The sequence below is a fragment of the Gardnerella sp. DNF01157 genome, assembly GCF_049244225.1.
In the GTDB taxonomy this organism is placed as follows: Bacteria; Actinomycetota; Actinomycetes; order Actinomycetales; family Bifidobacteriaceae; genus Bifidobacterium; species Bifidobacterium leopoldii.
Map to the genome: position 1 here is coordinate 1,336,305 of NZ_CP058388.1, position 20,079 is coordinate 1,356,383.

Here is a 20,079-nt window from a genome sequence, read left to right on the forward strand (position 1 = left end):
AATAACAAGGTGGGAACGTGGCAATAGTGCCACGTTCCCACCTTGTTCAAATTTTATTTGAGCTTATAAATTATTGGTGATTTACAAATGCTCACGCAATCCAGCTAAACGCGCCAAAGTCACGTCTTTGCCCACGATTTCCATGGACTCAAACAGTGGCGGAGAAACGCGACGGCCAGAAAGTGCAACTCGCACAGGACCAAATGCCAAGCGCGGCTTGTAACCAGCTTCCTCAACAAGCTTCTTATTCAAAAGCTCATGCAAGGAATCAGTGTGCCAATCAGCGACATCAACACCCTTCAAAGCAGCGAGCGCAGCGTCAAGAACCTCGCCTGCAGATTCCTTCAACTGTTTACGAGCGTCGTCATCTGGAGCAATGTAGCCATCTTCGCTTAACAGGCTTCCAACCATTCCAGCGACTTCACCAAGCAAACGCACGCGAGGCTGTACAAGAGGAGCTGCAGCTGTGAGTACTTCACGCTCGCGGTCAGTTAACGCATCCCAATTATCTGCGCTAACTACGCCATCCTTATGCAAGTAAGGCACAGAACGATTCAAGAAATCTTGCGGATCGAGCATACGAATATGCTCAGCGTTGATGGAAATCGCCTTGTCTAAGTCAAAGTGTGCAGGATTTGCCTTAACGTCTCGCACATCGAACTTTTCAATCATTTCGTCCATAGTGAACACGTCACGATCAGGAGCGATCGACCAGCCAAGCAAAGCCAAGTAGTTCAGTAAGCCTTCTGGAATAAATCCGTTATCTCTATGCAAGAACAAGTTGGACTCAGGGTCTCTCTTGGAAAGCTTCTTCTTACCTTCGCCCATAACGTAAGGCATATGGCCGTAAAGTGGAGTTTCCTTAGCAATGCCCATCTCCATAAGATAACGGTAAAGCACAATCTGACGAGGCGTGGAGCTAAGAATATCTTCACCGCGCAAAACAACGTTCACATCCATTAACGCATCGTCAACAGGGTTTGTAAGCGTATAAAGTGGATCGCCATTCGGGCGCACAATCACATAATCTGGAACAGATCCAGCTTTAAAGGTGATTTCGCCACGAATTAAATCGTTAAAAGTAATGTCTTCATTTGGCATCTTCAAGCGAAGTGCAGGTTTGCGGCCTTCGTCGCGGAAAGCTTGCTTCTGTTCTTCCGTAAGATTGCGATCGTAGCCATCGTAACCAAATTCAGCAGGACGACCAGCAGCAATATTACGCTCCTTAATTTCTTCAGGAGTAGAGAAGGATTCATAAGCGTATCCTGCTTCAAAAAGCTTTTGTGCTACGTCTTTATAAATTTCCATGCGCTGGGACTGGCGATACGGTCCGTTATCTCCGCCAACATCAATGCCCTCGTCCCAATCAATATTGAGCCAACGAAGAGCCTCAATAATCTGCTGGTAGCTTTCCTCGCTATCACGCTCATTATCGGTATCTTCAATGCGGAACAGCAATTTGCCGTGAGTATGGCGAGCCTCCGCCCAGTTAAATAGCGCGGTACGAACCATACCTACGTGAGGTGTACCGGTTGGCGAAGGGCAAAAACGCACGCGAACATTCTTTGGAAGTTCAGGCTTTGCGGATTTTGTTGCATTATTAGCAACTTCTTGAGTTTCCTCGATATCAGTCATAGGTTCCATTGTGCCGCGCGTTACGGACGTGCAGCATTCGTATCAAACATAAGTCAACCTAAAAACTAATCAAGCGCCTGCGTAGATTCTTTATTGCCCTCAACGTGCGCAAACTTCGCAGCAAGAGCCTCGCGGGACTTTCTATCATCCTCTTCTTTTGCGAGCTTCTTCGCAACTTCAGGATCCCACAGCACGTCTTCACGATGCTTTTCCCACTCTGAAATAAGCAGCGGCGAAATAAAATTGACCAACGCACTTATATCACAATTACACTTATCACTAGAATTACGCACACAATCAACAATCTCACGCCATTGAGCATCCTTGAACATCATTCGCGGCAAACCAGCACACTCACATATTTCGTTAATATATAAGAAGATTGGTAATGTTTCGCAAATCTCGTTAGTTTTTTTAATTAGATTTGTTAGTAAGCTTAAAACTACAATAATTTTTTGCGTTTCCAATGATTTATTTTCATAACAAGAAACCATTTGTTTCGCATAATTAATTGCAAAGTCAATATCGTTAATACTCCAATTACCTTCAACATTTAACGTATCGGCTGCTGCATTTATTGCATTAGAATCTTCGGCAGAATGAGATGCAATCTTACTAAAAATAGAATTTATATTATTACTATTTTCTAGTATTTCTTCTTCTGCTTCATCATAGTTAGGCTCATAGCATGAATCCATATTGTCGTAAGCATCGGCGGCAGCAAGTAGCGCGTCTACTATTTCTTGCGGGCGTCCAGGAATTTCATCCGCGCCTTCATACACAAATTCAGCATCCGGAACGGTAACGTCAAGATTCGTGAGTATTCGTGCTATTGCTCGCATTGAGCGCACCTCAAGATTTTCCGCATATTTTGCGTCGTTATCTAAGTGTCGCGCTTCCGTCAATGGCCATAATTCTGTTAGTTTTGCGGCAGATTGCGCTGCATCATTCAGCATTAGCATACTTTTTTCATTATTTTTAACATCTTCAGAATCTTTGACAGAATCAACAGAATTAACCATTTCAATGCTCCTTCGCATTATATGTTACTTACTTCACTCGCCCAGCAGGATCAACATACGTAATTGAAAGCACACGCAAAGTCTCACAATCGTAAGTAATAGAAGTAATCGAAGCTAAAGCCGTGTGACGAAGAAGCATATTATGTTCAGCGTGACCGGTTTCCAGTAGGTGTCTATAAGACCAGATTGGCGACTCATGAGTAACTGCAACGATTTGCTCACCAGGATGCTTACGAACCTGCTCGCGCACAAAATCACCAACGCGAGTAGCAATACTGCGGTAGCTTTCTCCCCAACTTGGCTTCCACAAATTCGCAACAAGCTTCCAATTGTCGTTTTTCCACAGCGCGCCTTCACCGTAGCCTATGCGTTTTCCGCGGAAATTATTTCCAGCTTCAATTAAGCGTTTATCTAAAATAATGTCGCTTTCTTGAGATTGCGCAGAATCTTCATCACAGTGCGCTTTTACATAGGCAGAATCTGCAATATTGCGCAAAGCATTTTCGATTTCACGCGCTGTTTCACGAGTCCGCTCAAGAGGAGACGAATAAATTGCAGTAATTCCGCGCATTTGCGGAACAGTGGCAATATATTTTGCTGTAGCTTGCGCCATCCTCACTCCGCGAGCCGAAAGATGAAATCCAGGAAGACGCTCATACAACACGTGATTTGGATTATCAACTTCTCCATGACGCACAAAATGAATTGTCGTAGCTGGCATTGCGTTCTACTTTCTGTTTAAAAGATTAAACCAATTACTTGCGGTTTTTTGTATGATTAAGCGACCACATTCCCAAGCGGTGAGCAAAACTCGTATCTTCTTGCGCAACATACCCAGGCTGTTGAGATTTAGTATCATCGAGCAGCCACTTTCGTATAACAAAATTCCACACAGCAACAACAACAGTAGCTACAAGTTTTCCTATATTTGTGCGCAAAACGTATACTGCAGATCCGCGTAAAGTTTCAGCCATTCCTAACGTACTAGCCCAAATAATCAAATCATTTATAAGCAAACCTATGACTGCGGAAATAACAAAAATCAGAAGCTCCATCCACTTTGCCATATCTTCACGATGTTTAAAGACGTATTTCATACTGGCAATATAGTTGAAGATAAGTGAGATTACGAAAGAAATCGTACCCGCAACCACATTATTTAAGTGCGCAAGCATTAATAAATTGAGTAGCGCAACGTCAATAATAAGGGCAATAATGCCCACAATTCCAAACTTTACAACCTGTTCAATAAGCTTTTTCATAATATCCATTAAACACGCGGCTGCTAACAAATAACATATAATTGTTACGTAATAAAGCTTACTAAATTTAGCAAAGGAGCGATTATGCCAGTTATTCATACTCATGTTTCTGTAAGCACAACACCTGCCCAGCGTGACGCATTAAAAGCTGCTTATGGCAAAGCAATTAGCGCAGTTCCAGGAAAAAGCGAGCATTGGCTTATGTGCCCATTCGAGGACAATATGCCGATTTATTTTGCAGGAGACGATTCCAAGCCTGCAGCTTACGTTGAGGTGAACGTGTTTGGTTCCAGCGTGCCAGGGTCTGCTTGGGAAAAGTTAACTGAGCAGATTATGGCAGCTTTAGAGCGAGAGCTTGGGATTCCACAGGATCGCACTTATATTCGTTACACTGCAACTACTGACTGGGGTTGGAACGGCGGCAACTTCTAGTCAAAACTGCAAAATATATTAAGCCAATTACTTCTTAAGAGGAGCTGCCCCAACCGATTCACGCACGATGAGGGCAGTTCCTAGTTTTTTATGCGAAACAGGCAAAGCTTCTTCATCAAAGCGTATTTGATCAATCAAACTTTCTGCAGCCAAACGTCCTTTTGAAGTAATTGGCTGATGAACCGTAGTTAATCGTGGCGTACAAATTGTAGACAAAGGCAAATCATCATAACCAGTAATGGAAAGGTCCTCAGGCACACGTAGCCCTTGTTGTTGAGCTGCTCCAAGCACGCCTAGCGCAATAATGTCGCTAAACGACACAATCGCAGTAGGTCTGTATTCGAGATTAGTATCATTCCACATTTTATTGAAAACATCAGTGCCACCCTGATATGTGCAGGGCGTTTCTATAACGGTAATTTCTTTATCTTCCGGCGATAAGTTATGCTTTTTAAGCGCGCGCACAACACTTGCCATGCGCCTACCAACTATTCCTTGCCACCCAGGATAATCAGTATGCGATTTCGTTTCAATTGCCGCAATACCAATATTTCTATGACCTAAATCAATAAGTCGATCTACTAAATCTTCAAAATCATGCTCATCGTCAACTTCTACAGTCGGAACGTTAATAGGTTGAGCAGGATCCACAATCACTACAGGAACATGCTTATTCAAAATTTCAACAACTTCTGCACGTTCAGCTTCCAAGCCGCAAATTATAAAACCACTTACTGCAGCTGTAGGAATAGCTTTTAACATTGAACCTCTTAGCGGAGGAACAAGCATCAAAGTGTAGCCTTCCGACTGGCAAACCTGCCCAATGCCCTGAATCAAAAGTGAATAATAGGGATTTTGCAAAATCGTATCAATACCTTGCGGCAGCAACAAGCCCAAAGCATTCGAAGAATTCGTACGCAATGCTCTAGCTGTTGCACTTCGCACATATCCCATTTCTTCAGCAGTTTGCATAATATGTTCAACCGTCGCCTCAGATAGTTTTGACGGATCATTATATGCAAAAGATACTGCAGACTTGGAAACATTAGCTTTTTCTGCAACATCCTTAATAGTCACTCTACGAACATTCATAGCTTCCCCACTGCTTCACCTTCATACAATATAATGGATTTTTCTCCCATACGGTATTGCTTACCTATTATACTTGGCACACCAAATAGCGAACGATCCATACGCACCGGCAAATCATCACAATTGATGTAAGCTCCAGATCCGCGATGCACTAAACATAAGCATGCACGCCCCGAAGGTAAGTTGCGCGTAATACACACAGTATGTTTACCTAAAGCAGCTACATGCTGCCTGCCATATTGGAGAGCAGCATTTTCTCTACGTAGACGCATTAATTTGCAAACTGTTTTACGAACAGATAAATTCCAAGCATTCTCATTCCAAATCATAGGAGCGCGGCAACCCGGATCATTTTCTCCTTCCATACCATTTTCATCGCCGTAATACACCATAGGAGCACCATCAGCAGCGAATAACAGCGCATAAGCTAAATTCTCAGCGTCTTCAGCAGACGTATCCCAAGCATATTCATGAGCTTTTGTACGCGTAAGCAATCGCTCAGTATCGTGACTCCCAAGCAAATTCAACATACAAGAACGATGTTCTTCTGGAATATCGTTATACAAAGCATTCATACCATCTGCAAAATCATAAGCATCCAACGTTTCATCAGCGCAAAAACCTAGGACTAAATCACGAACTGTATAATTCATGGTTCCATCCATAAGTTCCGGAGTAAGCCATTGAGAAGGGTTACGCCATTCTTCAGCTACTAAGTATTTATCATCCCCAAAAGATTTCACTACTTTATGGAAACCCTTCCAAAATGTTTTATTGACGAAATATGGAACATCTAAACGCCAGCCATCAATACCACGATTTAACCAATATTTAGCAACGTTATAGTGATGTCTACGCACTTCTGGATTATATACATTCCATTTTGGTAAATAGTAACAGCCGGAACATGTTTTATAATTCGGTTCCGGATGAGACACTACAGGAAAGCCCTCTACCGAAAACCAATTAACATATTGCGATTGTTCGCCGTTACGTACAACATCTTGAAACGCCCAGTGGCCTATTCCACAATGATTGAATACACCATCTAAAACTACACGAATCTGCAATTCATGAGCACGCTTAATAAACTCATCAAAATCTGCGTCATTACCAAGACGTGAATCAATTTTGAAATAATCAGTGGCATCATAGCGATGATTCGTATCCGCTTGGAAAATTGGAGTAAGATACAAAGCATTGACACCCATATCCGCAAGATATGACAGATGCTCACTGATCCCTTGCAAATCACCACCGAAAAAATTGTCCCTAGTTGGAGATTTATCCCATGATTCTACAGGATTAGGGTTAATAGAGGCATTTGCATTTGCGAAACGCTCCGGAAAAATCTGATAAAATACACTTGATTTTACCCATTCAGGTTGCATGACTTGTTCCTAACAAATAGTAAATTTTACAAATTGTAAACGTCTTAGCACTTCTTCAATCTTTAAGACCTGTAGAAGCGATTCCTCGTTCAAGAGCTTTTTGGAAGAAGAAGAAAATAATAATTGATGGCAAAGTTGACGTCAAAGTTCCAGCCATTAAATAGTTCCATGACGTACCATAACGTCCAACAAAACCACTCAAGCCGATTTGAATAGTACGCATTTCTTCTGCATTTGTAACCAACAGAGGCCACAGAAAATCATTCCATGCAAATAGGAATGAGAATACACCAAGAGTTGCAAGAGCTGGCTTAGAAAGCGGCAGAATAACTTTAATAAAAATACCAAGGCTTGAACATCCGTCAATTCTTGCAGCCTCATCTAGCTCACGCGGGATAGTAGTAAAATGTTGGCGTAGCAAAATAATGCCAAATACATCAGCCAAACGCGGAACTGTTAAAGCTGCCATAGTATCAATCCAACGCAACTGAGCGATAATACCGTACATAGGTATAACTGTTACGAAAGCAGGAACCATGAAAGCAGAAAGTAGCAGCACGAATAATATTTTCTTTCCAGGAAACTCTAATCGCGCAAAAGCAAAAGCTGCCATAGCATCAAACGCAAGGTGACCAACTACAATAATTGCCGACATGATCAAGCTATTAATATAATAGTTTGCAAACGGAGCGCTTTGCCACGCATGCAGATAATTTTCCCAATGCCATGATGTTGGAATCACTGACTGAACGGCATACGTTTCGGCTTTTGTTTGCAACGACGTTGTAAACATCCACATAAATGGAATAAGTACCGAAGCTGCACCGATAATGAGTACAATATGCCGAGCAAGATGCAACGAACGCAATCTCGTAAAAACCTTACTTATTTTCTGCATTACTTACCTTCCATTGCACAAGAGTTACGATAAGAACTAACACCAGCGACGCTATAGCAATTGCCGTACCATAACCGAAATTGCCTAACCTAAATGCTTGACGATACATAAACATTCCTAGTACGTCAGTGCCACCTCGAGGACCGCCTTCAGTAAACACATAAATTAAATCAAATGATTGGAAACTACTAATCAGCGCTTGCACAACCACAAAGAATGTCATTGGTCTAAGCAGAGGAACTGTAATATAACGCAGCTGTTGCCAGCTCGTAGCACCATCAAGACTTGCAGCTTCATAAGTCGACTTAGAAAGAGATTGCAAAGCAGTCAAATATAGAATGATATTAAAACCTAAGTTCTTCCAAACTGTAAGGAGTGTAGTAGCAAGTAATGCTAGCCACTTGTTGTGGAGCCAGTCGGGTCCTGCAATACCTAGGGATGAGAGTACAGAATTTACAAGACCCGATGGATCCAACATATATTTCCACACAATTGCTACAGCCACCGAGGAGGTAACGACAGGAAGGAAATATATAGTGCGATACAATCCGCGAGCGCGAATTGGCGCATCTAGTAATACCGCAAAAAGCAACCCCGAAACAACCGATAGCACAGCTACACCAAATGCATAGATAACAGTCACGGTTAAACTATTCCAAAATTCTGGATCTTGAGATAGTTTCACATAATTCTTCAATCCAATAAAATCTGGATTTACAGAAAACCCGTTCCAATTTGTTAAGCTCGTATAAGCTGCAGAAATAATTGGATAAAAAGTGAAGATGACGAGAATCACTAATCCAGGAAGCAACAATCCCCATGCTGTGAGAATTTGCTCCCATTTACCTACAGTTTTACGACTATCACGAATCAGCTTACCATTACTAGCCTTTGCTTCTGCATTAGCAGCTGACTTGTTCTTTTTCAACTGTACTATCGGATTACGCATGATTACTTACCTTGCGATATTACTTCGTTGACTGCTTTTTCTGCATTCTTTAATGCAGTTCCAACATTTACTTCGCCAGAAAATGCTTTTTCCATTTCCTTTGCGAATGCCAACGAAATCTGTGGATATAGTTTGGTGTTTGGACGAGTATGAGCAGTTGCCATTTGTTCAATATATGGAAGTAAGCGAGGCTCTTTCTTTTCAACCCATGAACGATACTCTGCATTGTTAGCAGCACTCTTTGTCGCAGGCAGGAAACCAGTAGATTCACACCAATCAAGCACTTGCTTGTCCTGCAAGAACCAAGTCACAAATTCAGCAGCAGCTTTTACTTTTGCATCATCATTGTTAAACAACATGGCTTGTTCTCCGCCAAGATTAGTAGATGGTTTACCACCTTCAGGAGTTGGTAAAGGAGCTGCAGCAAAATCAAATGGAGGATCCGCTGCCCAAATACCTACCATCCAAGAACCTTCCTGCGCAGAACCACCTTTACCTTTTTCAAACTTGCCCCATCCAGCATATGGGCTCACTCCACTTTTAATAAGATCCATCCAGAAATTGGCAGCTTTCTTACCTGCAGGAGTGTTAAAAGCAGCAGCAGAGTTATCTTTCTTTAAGAATTCACCCCCAGCTTGCCAAAGATTGACTTGGAAGTTCCAGGTAAGAGCCTCACCGCTGTCTCCTGCTTCGGTTGGCAAATCGTATCCTGGAAGACCAGTCTTATCTTTGATTTGCTTTGCCATTTGCTTTAATTCAGCCCAAGTTTTTGGCGGCTTATCTGGATCTAAACCAGCCTTCTTAAATATTGTGCGATTGTACATATAAGCAAGATTATTGGCTGACATTGGAACGGATACTAAGCGACCATCAATTGACCCAAAATTCTTTAATGCAGGGTTAATATTGTCAATTACTTCAGGCTTGAGAAGCTTTTTTAAGTCTGCAGACTTACCAATTTGTGCCATTTGAGGCATCCAAATCAAATCACCTATGGCCATATCAGGCAAAGTATTTGACGTAGCAGATGCGCGTAATTTTGTTAAGAAATCAGCATTAGGAACATTTGTAGTTTTAATCTCAATGTTCTTGTGCGAAGCATTAAATGCTTTTACTTTTTTATCGAAGGCATCTGCATTAGCGCCATCCCAATAATGCCAAACAGAAACGGTTGTTTTACCTTGAGCATTACTCGTGGAGCTTGTGCCGCCACCACATGCGGTAAGCGAAAGCGCAGCAACGAGCATCACAGAGATTGCTCCAAACTTTTTTAGTTTCAACATCGTTGTTCTTCCTTAGAAATATTTAGAGAAACTTAAAGGTTCTTGGGCATACCGCCCAATGCACCATTTGATATATAGCAACGCCAGACTTCTGCCGCAAACAGCGTCGTTTACTCCTTTCACTCATGAACAACCATTTTGCTAATGCCTCAGCGCCGAGCACTAGACGTGTGCCTTTTCGTATCTTGCTTTACTGGCTAAGCGAGAATTACTTTTAGATTGCACATTATTTTGTTCGTTATTGAAATATACTAAATCGTTCCAATAAATAAGTCAAGCGTGCGTTTTATATAAAATTCGCCATACTTTGCTACGAAAAATTACGCAACAAAATATGGCGGTTTATTTAGCTTATACGGTTATTTCATGATTTTCTAATTTTGCTCGCAAAACTGAGAATCAATGGAAGCATATGAATCATTTTCGCTAGCAACACTGCCTTCAAGATCTGGACCAGCAGCTAGACGAGCCACCTCTTCCATGTCCTTGTTTTCAAATAAAACCATGCGGACATAGCCAACAACAAATCCAACAACAGCAGGGCAAACCCAAGCCATGCCAAATTCCGAGAACGGCAACCAGTTTTGAGCAACCACCAACATATCGTTCATATGCAATGCGTTGCGCAAAGCTGTTGGCAAACTATTCAAAAAGTCAAATACAGCTGCAACACCAGTAAAACCAAGTGTCCAAGCGTACACGACTTTGGAATTTCCAAAAAGTCGACCGCACAAAGCCAAAAGAATCAATACGATTGACAGTGGATACAAGAACATCAATACTGGAACTGCATATTCGATGATTGTGCTCAAACCAAAGTTTGCAAGACCAAACGAAACAAGCGTAATCAACACAGACCAAACGCGATAGCTAGGGCCCTTAGGGAATAACTTAGAGAAGGTTTCCGAGCAGCTTACAATTAAACCAACTGCCGTCTTTAAGCATGCAAGAGTAACAGTTGCAGCAAGAACAAGCAAACCAACGTTTCCAAGATGGTAGCGTGCAACTTGCGCCAAAGTTACGCCACCGTTTTCAGCAGGCTTAAACAGTGCACGGCTACGCACACCGACAACAACAATTGCGACGTAAATCAACGCCATAAGCAAGCAGCTAAAGAATCCAGATCGCACAGTATTCACTGCCACATCTTTAGGGTCTTTTACGCCAAAGGATCGAATAGTACTAACAACTATAATGCCAAAAGCCAAGCTAGCTAAAGCATCCATTGTATTGTAGCCATCTAAGAATCCTGTAAAGAATGATTCATTAACATACTTCCCTATAGGAGCAGCATCCGCAGAAGCGCCGCTTACAGGAGAAAACAGTGCAGTAAATACCAGAATACCTAAGAAAACCAGGAATATCGGCGTAAGAACTTTACCAACCCATGTAAGTATTCCGCTAGGCTTCATAGCAAAGAAGAATGCTAACGCGAAGAAAACCACAGAGAACAAGAACAAATACAATTGACCGTTTCCGTCTTGTGGAACGACGCGCTCCAAACCAACAGTGTACGAAGTTGTTGCGCAGCGAGGAATTGCAAAGAATGGTCCGATTGTTAAATACAGCACACAAGTAAAGAACATGCCGTATTTTTTGCTCGGCTTACTAGAAAGTTCAAAAAGACCGTTTGCGCGACTCATCGCAAGAGCCGTAACACCAAGCAATGGCAAACCAACGCCGGTAATAATAAAGCCTAATGCTGCAGGAGCGGAATTGTTTCCTGCATTAGCTCCAAGGAACACAGGGAAAATCAGGTTTCCTGCGCCAAAGAACATACCAAACAACATGACCGCCACGTACGCGGACTCAATAATGGTCAAGTTCCTTTTTTTCGGGGCACTATCTGTGCTGACACTTTGTGTTGTGACGCTCATGCTTACACCTCCCATAAGGATAAATTTGTATTTATATACTATTCAGCTAAATCTCTTACTTTGTAATTTTGTGGATTTAAAGCGAAAATAATATTAGAGGGTATATTAATAAATTGCATGTACTTAATCGATAGAAACTTATAATTCGTGCGTGTCTCTAATAAAAAATAAAAAGGACGCTGGCAAACTACCAACGTCCTATGTAATCAAAAATGCTCTATAGCTTTGCTCTAAATCTTATATAAAATAAGCAAAATCACATCTTTTCCGGAGCAGAAACTCCAAGCAAATCAAGACCAGTTGCAATAACTGTGCGCACAGCAGCGTTAAGCTTTAAGCGAGCTGCAGCACGAGCTGGCTCTGGGCACTTTGCAATGCGCTGAGCTTCACGCTCGGCTTCTGGCAAACGATTTTCAGGGTCGGTTAACTCCATTGGCACAACGCGCTCAAGGTTGTACCACTTGTGGTAGCTTGCTGCCAAATCCTCAAGGTAATGCGCAACTCTGTGAGGAGCGCGCAAATCGCCAGCTTGAGCCAAAGCAGCAGGCCATTGAGCCAAAGCAGCCAACACTTCGCCGTCAGCCTCGGTATTAAGCAAGCTTAAATCAGCACCATCTTGCGTAATTCCAGCGTCCGCAGCATTGCGAGCCACATTGCAGCTGCGTGCGTGAGCGTATTGCACGTAATACACAGGATTATCGTTGCTGTGAGAAGCAAGCAAATCCAAATCAATATCAACGCTCGTATTGTAATCTGTGCGAGCAAGCGAGTAGCGTGAAGCATCAACACCAATTGCATCAACTAAATCGTCAATCGTAATAACGTTTCCTGCGCGCTTGCTCATGCGTACAGGCTTGCCATCTTTCATAACGTTTACAAGCTGACCAATAAGAATCTGCATGTTTTCGCCTGGCTTGTCTCCAAAAGCCGCGCACATTGCCATCATTCTGCCAATATAGCCGTGATGATCCGCACCAAGCATGTAAATCGCTACGTCCGCAGGATTCTGTTCGCGATGGCGCTTGTTGCGATAGTACGCAATATCTGCAGCAAAGTAAGCGTAATTGCCGTCAGACTTAATAATTACGCGATCTTTGTCGTCGCCATGCTTAGTGGATTCGAACCAAGTTGCGCCATCTTTTTCAAAAATGTCTCCGCGAGAACGCAAATCTGCAATAGCACGCTCAACTTCGCCATCCTCGTACAGGCTGTTTTCGTGGAACCACACGTCGAAATCAACACGAAAATCGCGCATGGACTTACGGATTTCGGCAAACATCATTGGCACTGCGCGCTTGCGGAACTCTTCGCGCTGCTCGGAATCGCCTTCGCCAAGAGGCAAACCTTCCTCGTCTTTTCCAAGATCAATTCTTGGCAAAGAAAAAACATCAACGCCGTCTGCTTGCGCTTCTTTTATAACAGCGTCTGCGATTTCGTTAATATACGCGCCTTTGTAACCATCTGCAGGCGTTTCTTCGCCATGAGCTGCAGCAACTAAAGACTTTGCAAAACGGTTAATTTGCTCGCCATGATCGTTGAAGTAGTATTCACGCACAACTTTTGCGCCGTTCGCTTCCAAGACTCGAGCCATGGAATCACCAACTGCAGCCCAGCGAGTTCCACCAATGTGGATTGGACCAGTTGGGTTTGCGGAAACAAACTCAAGATTCAAAGTTTTGCCGCTTAAGTGCGTATTTTTGCCAAAATCAGCACCTTGCTTTAAGACCTCGTCTACGACTGCCGCTGCAGAAGCAGAATCAAGCGTTATGTTAATAAAGCCAGGACCTGCAACTTCTACAGACGCAATACCTTCCGCTTCTTGCAAACTCTCAGCAAAAAGCTCGGCTAAATCACTAGGCTTCATACCAGCTTTTTTAGCAAGCTGCATAGCAACATTCGTAGCCCAATCACCGTGTGCGCGATCCTTTGGTCGCATAACTGCAAGTTTTTCGGCAGCAGGAATCAAATCTTCTGTTAGACTGCCAGCTTTACCGCTTGCTACTAAATCTTTAGCAATTTTTTCAATTAATTCACTTAAGCTTTCTGGATTCATGGTTTACAGTCTAGCGTTACCGCGCGATGCTTCGCGATTACAATACACAAAAAGCGCTGGAGTCGAAGATTGACTTCCAGCGCTTTTGTTTTGCGATTAATTATTTTCGATTACTTGCAACTACTTACAGCTACTTCTTTTTTGCAGGAGCTTCGCCGAGTTCGCTTTGAGCAACAGAAACGTTTACGTTAGCTGCATCAGATTCCGCGGAATCAGATTCAGAATCAGAAGAATCTCCAGCAACTGCTGCCTTAACAGCGTTAAGATTTACTTCTCCAGTAACGCGTCCAGCTTCAGCAACGTCATCCAAAGTCTCCTCGACAGCCTTGTAAGCATTTTCTGCTACGTTCAAAGTCACTTGCAAAATAGGAGTCTTCATAGAAACTTTTGCTTCAGACTTAATCTTGCGCAAAGTAGCCAAAGCTTCACCCGCGTAAGCCAAAGTATCTGCAGAAACACCGTTTGCAGCAGCCTCATACGCCTTAGCGCATGGCCAGCTAGCACGATGCACAGAGCCTTCGCCGTCATGCATCCAGCTCCACACTTCTTCAGTAGCGTAAGGCAAGTAAGGAGCAAGCAAGCGAGCCAAAGCATCGAGTGCAAGGCCAAGAGTTGTGCGAGCAGACTTTACAGCAGCTTCGCTTGGAGTGCGTCCAGTTGATTCTGCAGTACCGTAAGCGCGATTCTTTGCAAGCTCAATATAGTCGTCGCAGAACTCCCAGAAGAATGTTTCGATTGCTTCCAAAGCCTTGGAATGCTCGTAAGATTCAAGCGCATCAGTTGCGGTACGAATAACGGATGCGAGCTTTGCCATAACAGAGCGATCCAAAACTTCCGTAACGTCTGCAAAATCCCAATCCGCACTAGCAGGCTCAAGAACCTGATGCTCATCATCTTCACGACCAATTGCGAGCGCAAACTTAGTAGCATTCAAAAGCTTAATAGCTAAGCGTCGGCCAATCTTCATTTGGCCTTCGTCGTAAGTTGCATCCAAGCCAAGTTTTGCTGAAGTTGCCCAGTAGCGCACAGCATCAGCACCAAACTCTTCGATTGGCTTATTTGGCACAACCACGTTGCCTTTAGATTTAGACATCTTCTTATGGTCAGGATCAAGAATCCAGCCAGAAAGTGCAGCATGCTTCCAAGGCAAGCAGCCGTTTTCAAGATGTGCGCGATCAACAGTACTAAACAGCCAAGTACGAATAATATCCTGGCCTTGTGGACGCAAATCCATTGGGAAAGTAGCCTTAAACAGAGCTTGATTTTCCTCACCTGGCTCTTCCCAACGAGTCACGATTTGTGGAGTTAAGGAAGATGTAGCCCAAGTGTCCATAATGTCTTGCTCAGCAGTAAAGCCATTTGGCTGGTTACGCTGAGATTCATCGAATCCTTCTGGAACGTCAATAGTTGGATCGATTGGCAAACGATCTTCGCTAGGCGTCAAAGGATGCTCGTAATCCACCTCCCCATTTTCGTTTACTGGATACCAAAGTGGGAATGGCACACCGAAGAAGCGCTGGCGAGAGATAAGCCAGTCACCATTCAAGCCGTGAACCCAATTCTCATAGCGCACGCGCATAAAGTCTGGGTGGAAGTTAAGTTCCTTGCCGCGCTCAATAAGCTCAGTGTTTAGCTTTTCGTCTGTGCCACCGTTCTTTAAGTACCACTGGCGAGAAGTGACGATTTCCAAAGGCTTATCGCCCTTTTCGTAGAAGTTCGTCATACGCTTTGTTGGCTTTGGATCGCCTTCCATGTCTCCAGCTGCTTGCAAAGCTTCAACAATTTCCTTACGAGCAGAGAACGTGGTTTTGCCGGCAATTTTCTCGAACATTTCACGGCCGGATTCATCTGTAATCCAATCAGGAGTCGTCATAACGATGCGACCGTTACGCTGAATAATTGGTCGAGTTGGCAAATTCAAATCGCGCCACCACTCAACGTCTGTTACGTCACCAAAAGTACAGCACATTGCAATGCCAGCACCCTTGTCCATTTGAGCAGCAGAATGCGCCAAAATCGGAACCTTCACCTTAAACAGTGGCGAATAAACTTCCTGACCAAAGTACTTCTTGTAACGCTCATCTTCTGGATTTGCAATTAAAGAAGTGCATGCAGCAAGCAATTCTGGACGCGTAGTTTCAATATAAATTGGCGTACCATCTTCAAAACGGAACGCAATCTTATGATAGAAACCAGGATATTCGCGTGATTCAAGCTCTGCTTGTGCAACTGCAGTCTGGAAAGTCACATCCCACAAACCAGGAGCATCCTTCTGATAAGCCTCTCCGCGAGCAAGATTGCGCAAGAATGCTTTTTGTGCAACTCGGCGAGGCTGCTCGCCAATAGTGTGATAAGTTTGCGACCAGTCTACAGAAAGGCCGAGTCTGCGCCATAATGCTTCAAAAAGCTTCTCATCTTGAGAAGTCAAACGCTCACAAAGCTCAATAAAGTTCTGTCGGCTTACAGGAACCTGATCTTTAGCTTCAATCTTCTTACCTTCAGTGCCTTCAAAAGGCGGCTTAAAATCAGGGTCATACTTCAACGAAGTATCCACTCGCACACCGTAATAATTTTGTACGCGGCGCTCTGTTGGCAAGCCGTTATCATCCCAACCCATTGGGTAGAACACGTCAAAGCCTTGCATGCGCTTATATCGCGCAATGACATCCGTATGCGTGTAAGAGAATACGTGACCTACGTGCAAGTGGCCACTAACGGTTGGAGGTGGAGTATCGATAGAATATACGGCCTTACGGTCGCGAGAATTATGGAATGCGTAAGTTTTAGCTTCGTCCCAATTGCTACGCCACTTGTCTTCAAGACCATCAACGCCAACTTTGTTAGGAAGAGGCGTTAAATGTGCGTGCTTTACTGTGTTATTATCCTGTTCACTCATGAACTGAATATTAGAAACTCAGCGCGACAACGCAAATCTTACGCTTTTCTATTTCACCACTACGCTCTGCAATGGCAGAAGCTGATCCGTCATATTTTTCGTATAGCCGCTTACATTAGACTTTACAGCCATAATGCTCTTTCGAGCATATAACCAGTGAGCTGCAGCATTATTGCTTACTTCGCGCGCATATGCACGAGCATTTGCCTCATATTCGTTTGCATTCTTAGAATGAACCGCATCGGCCCAAGCTTGTTGAGCACGCGCGTCTTGCAAAACGAACGGAGAACCGCTTTCTGCAAACATGCCTTCATCTAAAGTACGATTGCTCGTAGTAAGCGCAAGATCATACTTACCTTCACTAATACGCTTACGCATAGTTTGTTGATCAACTTCTTCAAGATTGACCTTAAAACCGCTCACGGAACTAATCTGTTTTGAAAGCTCGCGCCCAACTCCACCTTCGCCCTGTGGAACAAGAAAATTAATAGTTCCTAAATAGCTTGCGCTAAAGTAATGGAACAAGGGAGCAGCTTTGCCTGGATTATAAGGATACAATCCATTTAAATCTTCATAACCAGTTGAAAGAGGATCAATAGGTCCTCCTACTGGAACACCACCATTGCCATCAGCTGCAAGTACAGTTTGCGCATTCAAAGCGTATCTCGCAGCTTTACGAGCCTGCTCATCGCAGAAAATCGATGAAACTGTTGTATTTATTGCAATAAATCGCACTCTTGTGCTCTGACCCTCTACCATTTGCGTATTAGCAACAGCAGCAAGACGCTTATTTTCGTTACCTTCAAGCGGAACTGCCATTTGAATATTGCCCTTTTCCATTGCCTCAGCTAGAGCAGTATCGCTATTGAAATATTGCAAAGTAATACTTGCACAAGAAGCAGGGGTTCCCCAGTATTTATCGTTGCGAAGTAATACTAAAGAATTGCCTTTATTGTAGTCACTTACAGTGAAAGGACCTGTGCCAAGAGCAGCACTTGCATAGTCGATCATCGATTTTGTGTCATAGACAATGCCAACACGTCCAGCAAGACGACGTAAAAGTAACGCATCTGGATTATTAAGTGTAATTACTAAAGTGTAATCATCCGGATTATTAACAGTTTTAATATTTGTAAGTGCGCTATAACCAGGATAATTATTTGTGATGCCTTGTTTCAAAGATTGTAATACGGAAGTCGAAGTCATCTCACTACCGTTAGAGAAACGCACACCTTGACGCAAATTAAAACGATATGTTAAGCCGTCTTTCGAAATATCCCATGACTTCGCGAGACCTGGTTGCAAACTATTATCATCGCCACGTTTAACAAGAGTTTCGTAAACATTACCAATTAAAGCTTGCTGTAAAGCGTCACTGTCGTCGTTTCTAATATCAAGAGATTCAGGAGCAGTACGTAAACCAACTTTTAGCACTGAGTTACTAGCTGGATGCATTATTGCAGCAAAAGGCGAATGACCCTGGTATATTTGCCATCCACACCACAAAATGCCGCTCATTATTACAGACACAACTACAAACACAACCCATGGCATCCAGTCTGCATTAGTGCGAGCATGAGCTGACCTGGAAGTGCGATACGCATATTTGCCTGTTCTTGACATAACCTACAGTCTATATCAATATCTGAATTGGAAACAACACGCTTTAAATAATTGCCGACGGACATGTTGTATTTAAAGGGCATGAAACACATTTTGGATTCCGAGCAGTGCAAATTTTTCTGCCATGCAAAATAAGTCTATGAGAAAGATTAGTCCACTCTTTAGGAGCAAAATAAGCAGTTATTTCGCGCTCAATAGCAACAGGATTTGGACGATTCTGAACCTTACGCCAACCAAGACGACCTGTAACACGTATTACGTGAGTATCTACAGGAAACCCCGGTAATCCAAATGCGTTGCCAAGAACAACATTGGCAGTTTTACGACCAACACCCGGCAACGATATTAAATCTTCCATATTTGATGGCACTATACCAGAAAAATTATTAAGCAAACATGCAGATAATGAAATAATATTCTGTGCTTTTACTCTATAAAATCCGAGAGGGTAAATAATTGACTCAACTTGAGATACAGGAGCAGCAGCTAAGGAACTCGCGTTGGGAAAAATAGAAAAGAGTTCAGACGTCACGATATTCACGCGCTTATCCGTAGTTTGCGCGCTTAATACAGTAGCGATTAGTAGCTCAAATGGATTTTTGAAATTTAATGCACACTTCGGCTCCGGTATTTCTTTGCACAATAAATCGTACTCTGCATAAATACGAGCTAATTTCGCTTGTTTTGATTCTCGCATATTAGAGCTTCGATAAATCATTATTGCGCAGACTGCTTATCTGCATCATTTTCAGAATCATCTTCAACACTGCTTTCGGAAATTTCGCTATTCTCATCAGACTCCGAAGGATCAAAGCGATAGCCAACATTACGCACTGTGCCAATTAGATGTTCATATTCAACACCAAGTTTTGCACGAAGCCTACGAATATGAACGTCTACAGTACGAGTGCCACCGTAGTAGTCGTAACCCCATACTTCTTGCAACAAATGAGCACGAGTAAACACCCTGCGCGGATGCTGCACAAAGTATTTCAGCAATTCAAATTCTTTATAAGCTAAATCAACAGGATGACCATGCAAACTCACTGTGTAGCTACGCATATCTACAACAAGATCTCCAGAACGCATAGTTCCATTGTCTGAATTGAAAGAATCATCAATTTCAGAGCCTTGCGAATGCACAAACAAATCATCAGAAGATCCGTGTTGCAAAGAAGCCAAACGCAAACGACCCTCTACTTCCGCCGGAGAAGCATTAGTAAGCACAACATCAGAAATGTTCCACGAAGGATTTACTACAGTAAAACCGCCCTCAGTTATAACTAATATGACAGGAACCGTAATATTTGCAACACGCAGAGAAGAACACATTGATTTAGCGAGAGCTAAATCCTCACGCGCATCAAGCAAAAGAATGGTTTGTGCGGGCAGTTTTGCCAAACTTGACGTATCCAAAGAAAGTAAACGCACTTTATGAGATAACAAAGTAAGTGAAGGTAAAACTGAAGAAGGAGAAGCACACGAAGTCATCAATGTGATATCAGTCATATGATGCCTCCAACAAACAATTGATGTAGTAGCAAATTCAGCCTTTACAGGAATTGTAAACCATACTGCGAAAAATAGCGACAACTGCAACACTTGCATCTTCTAAAGATAAAAAATATCAACACAATAAAGCGCAGTGCAGGTTATAGGCTACATT

At 43.0% G+C, this 20,079-nt stretch carries 16 protein-coding genes; 1 reads left to right on the forward strand and 15 read right to left on the reverse strand.

All coding sequences use genetic code 11. The features are described from left to right. Nucleotides 1-81: 81 nt before the first annotated feature. Genes gltX through HXT38_RS05200 form a run of 4 tightly spaced genes read right to left on the reverse strand, consistent with a single transcriptional unit; the run spans nt 82 to nt 3,919 of the window. Nucleotides 82-1,644: a glutamate--tRNA ligase gene (gltX, locus tag HXT38_RS05185; protein WP_112928867.1), complete on the reverse strand. Its 1,563-nt coding sequence runs from the start codon at nt 1,642-1,644 to the stop codon at nt 82-84. A 56-nt stretch (nt 1,645-1,700) separates the two neighbouring features. Continuing rightward, on the reverse strand, nt 1,701-2,657 hold the full coding sequence (locus tag HXT38_RS05190; RefSeq protein ID WP_421791759.1) for a hypothetical protein: 957 nt from the start codon (nt 2,655-2,657) through the stop codon (nt 1,701-1,703). A 28-nt stretch (nt 2,658-2,685) separates the two neighbouring features. Then, nucleotides 2,686-3,378 (reverse strand): histidine phosphatase family protein, encoded by a 693-nt coding sequence (locus HXT38_RS05195; protein ID WP_004105630.1) that lies wholly within the window; start codon nt 3,376-3,378, stop codon nt 2,686-2,688. Nucleotides 3,379-3,412: 34 nt separating this feature from the next. Then, nucleotides 3,413-3,919: a GtrA family protein gene (locus HXT38_RS05200; protein ID WP_032835361.1), complete on the reverse strand. Its 507-nt coding sequence runs from the start codon at nt 3,917-3,919 to the stop codon at nt 3,413-3,415. Nucleotides 3,920-4,003: 84 nt separating this feature from the next. Between HXT38_RS05200 and HXT38_RS05205 the strand changes: the two genes are divergently transcribed. Continuing rightward, on the forward strand, nt 4,004-4,351 hold the full coding sequence (locus tag HXT38_RS05205; protein ID WP_004105633.1) for a phenylpyruvate tautomerase MIF-related protein: 348 nt from the start codon (nt 4,004-4,006) through the stop codon (nt 4,349-4,351). A gap of 27 nt (nt 4,352-4,378) precedes the next feature. Here HXT38_RS05205 and HXT38_RS05210 read toward each other — a convergent pair whose 3' ends face one another. The 11 genes from HXT38_RS05210 to HXT38_RS05260 form a co-directional block, all read right to left on the reverse strand. Continuing rightward, a complete protein-coding gene (locus tag HXT38_RS05210; RefSeq protein ID WP_032842347.1) occupies nt 4,379-5,443 on the reverse strand; it encodes a LacI family DNA-binding transcriptional regulator in 1,065 nt (354 codons plus the stop codon). Beyond that, nucleotides 5,440-6,834, reverse strand: a complete 1,395-nt coding sequence (locus tag HXT38_RS05215; protein WP_004105641.1) for a glycoside hydrolase family 13 protein — start codon at nt 6,832-6,834, stop codon at nt 5,440-5,442. Before HXT38_RS05215 ends, HXT38_RS05210 begins: the two co-directional genes overlap by 4 nt. Nucleotides 6,835-6,889: 55 nt before the next feature. After that, nucleotides 6,890-7,732, reverse strand: a complete 843-nt coding sequence (locus HXT38_RS05220; protein ID WP_050397215.1) for a carbohydrate ABC transporter permease — start codon at nt 7,730-7,732, stop codon at nt 6,890-6,892. Further along, on the reverse strand, nt 7,716-8,681 hold the full coding sequence (locus HXT38_RS05225) for a carbohydrate ABC transporter permease (RefSeq protein ID WP_004105644.1): 966 nt from the start codon (nt 8,679-8,681) through the stop codon (nt 7,716-7,718). The genes HXT38_RS05220 and HXT38_RS05225 overlap by 17 nt, the downstream gene beginning before the upstream one ends. A 2-nt stretch (nt 8,682-8,683) precedes the next feature. Beyond that, a complete protein-coding gene (locus HXT38_RS05230) occupies nt 8,684-9,964 on the reverse strand; it encodes an ABC transporter substrate-binding protein (RefSeq protein WP_004105646.1) in 1,281 nt (426 codons plus the stop codon). A 374-nt stretch (nt 9,965-10,338) separates the two neighbouring features. Further along, nucleotides 10,339-11,841, reverse strand: coding sequence for a branched-chain amino acid transport system II carrier protein (brnQ, locus tag HXT38_RS05235; protein ID WP_080550923.1), 1,503 nt, complete (start codon nt 11,839-11,841; stop codon nt 10,339-10,341). A gap of 256 nt (nt 11,842-12,097) precedes the next feature. Further along, nucleotides 12,098-13,894 carry an arginine--tRNA ligase gene (argS, locus tag HXT38_RS05240; protein WP_410295692.1) on the reverse strand — a complete coding sequence of 599 codons (1,797 nt, stop codon included), beginning with the start codon at nt 13,892-13,894 and terminating at the stop codon, nt 12,098-12,100. Between the two features lie 130 nt (nt 13,895-14,024). Further along, complete coding sequence (valS, locus tag HXT38_RS05245) at nt 14,025-16,790, reverse strand: valine--tRNA ligase (protein ID WP_421791761.1); 2,766 nt, start codon at nt 16,788-16,790, stop codon at nt 14,025-14,027. Nucleotides 16,791-16,838: 48 nt separating this feature from the next. Then, nucleotides 16,839-18,344, reverse strand: a complete 1,506-nt coding sequence (locus tag HXT38_RS05250) for an ABC transporter substrate-binding protein (RefSeq protein ID WP_064340652.1) — start codon at nt 18,342-18,344, stop codon at nt 16,839-16,841. 112 nt (nt 18,345-18,456) lie between these two features. Next, on the reverse strand, nt 18,457-19,110 hold the full coding sequence (nth, locus tag HXT38_RS05255) for an endonuclease III (protein ID WP_415707258.1): 654 nt from the start codon (nt 19,108-19,110) through the stop codon (nt 18,457-18,459). 20 nt (nt 19,111-19,130) lie between these two features. Next, nucleotides 19,131-19,922 (reverse strand): response regulator transcription factor, encoded by a 792-nt coding sequence (locus HXT38_RS05260; RefSeq protein ID WP_032835323.1) that lies wholly within the window; start codon nt 19,920-19,922, stop codon nt 19,131-19,133. Nucleotides 19,923-20,079 lie beyond the last annotated feature (157 nt).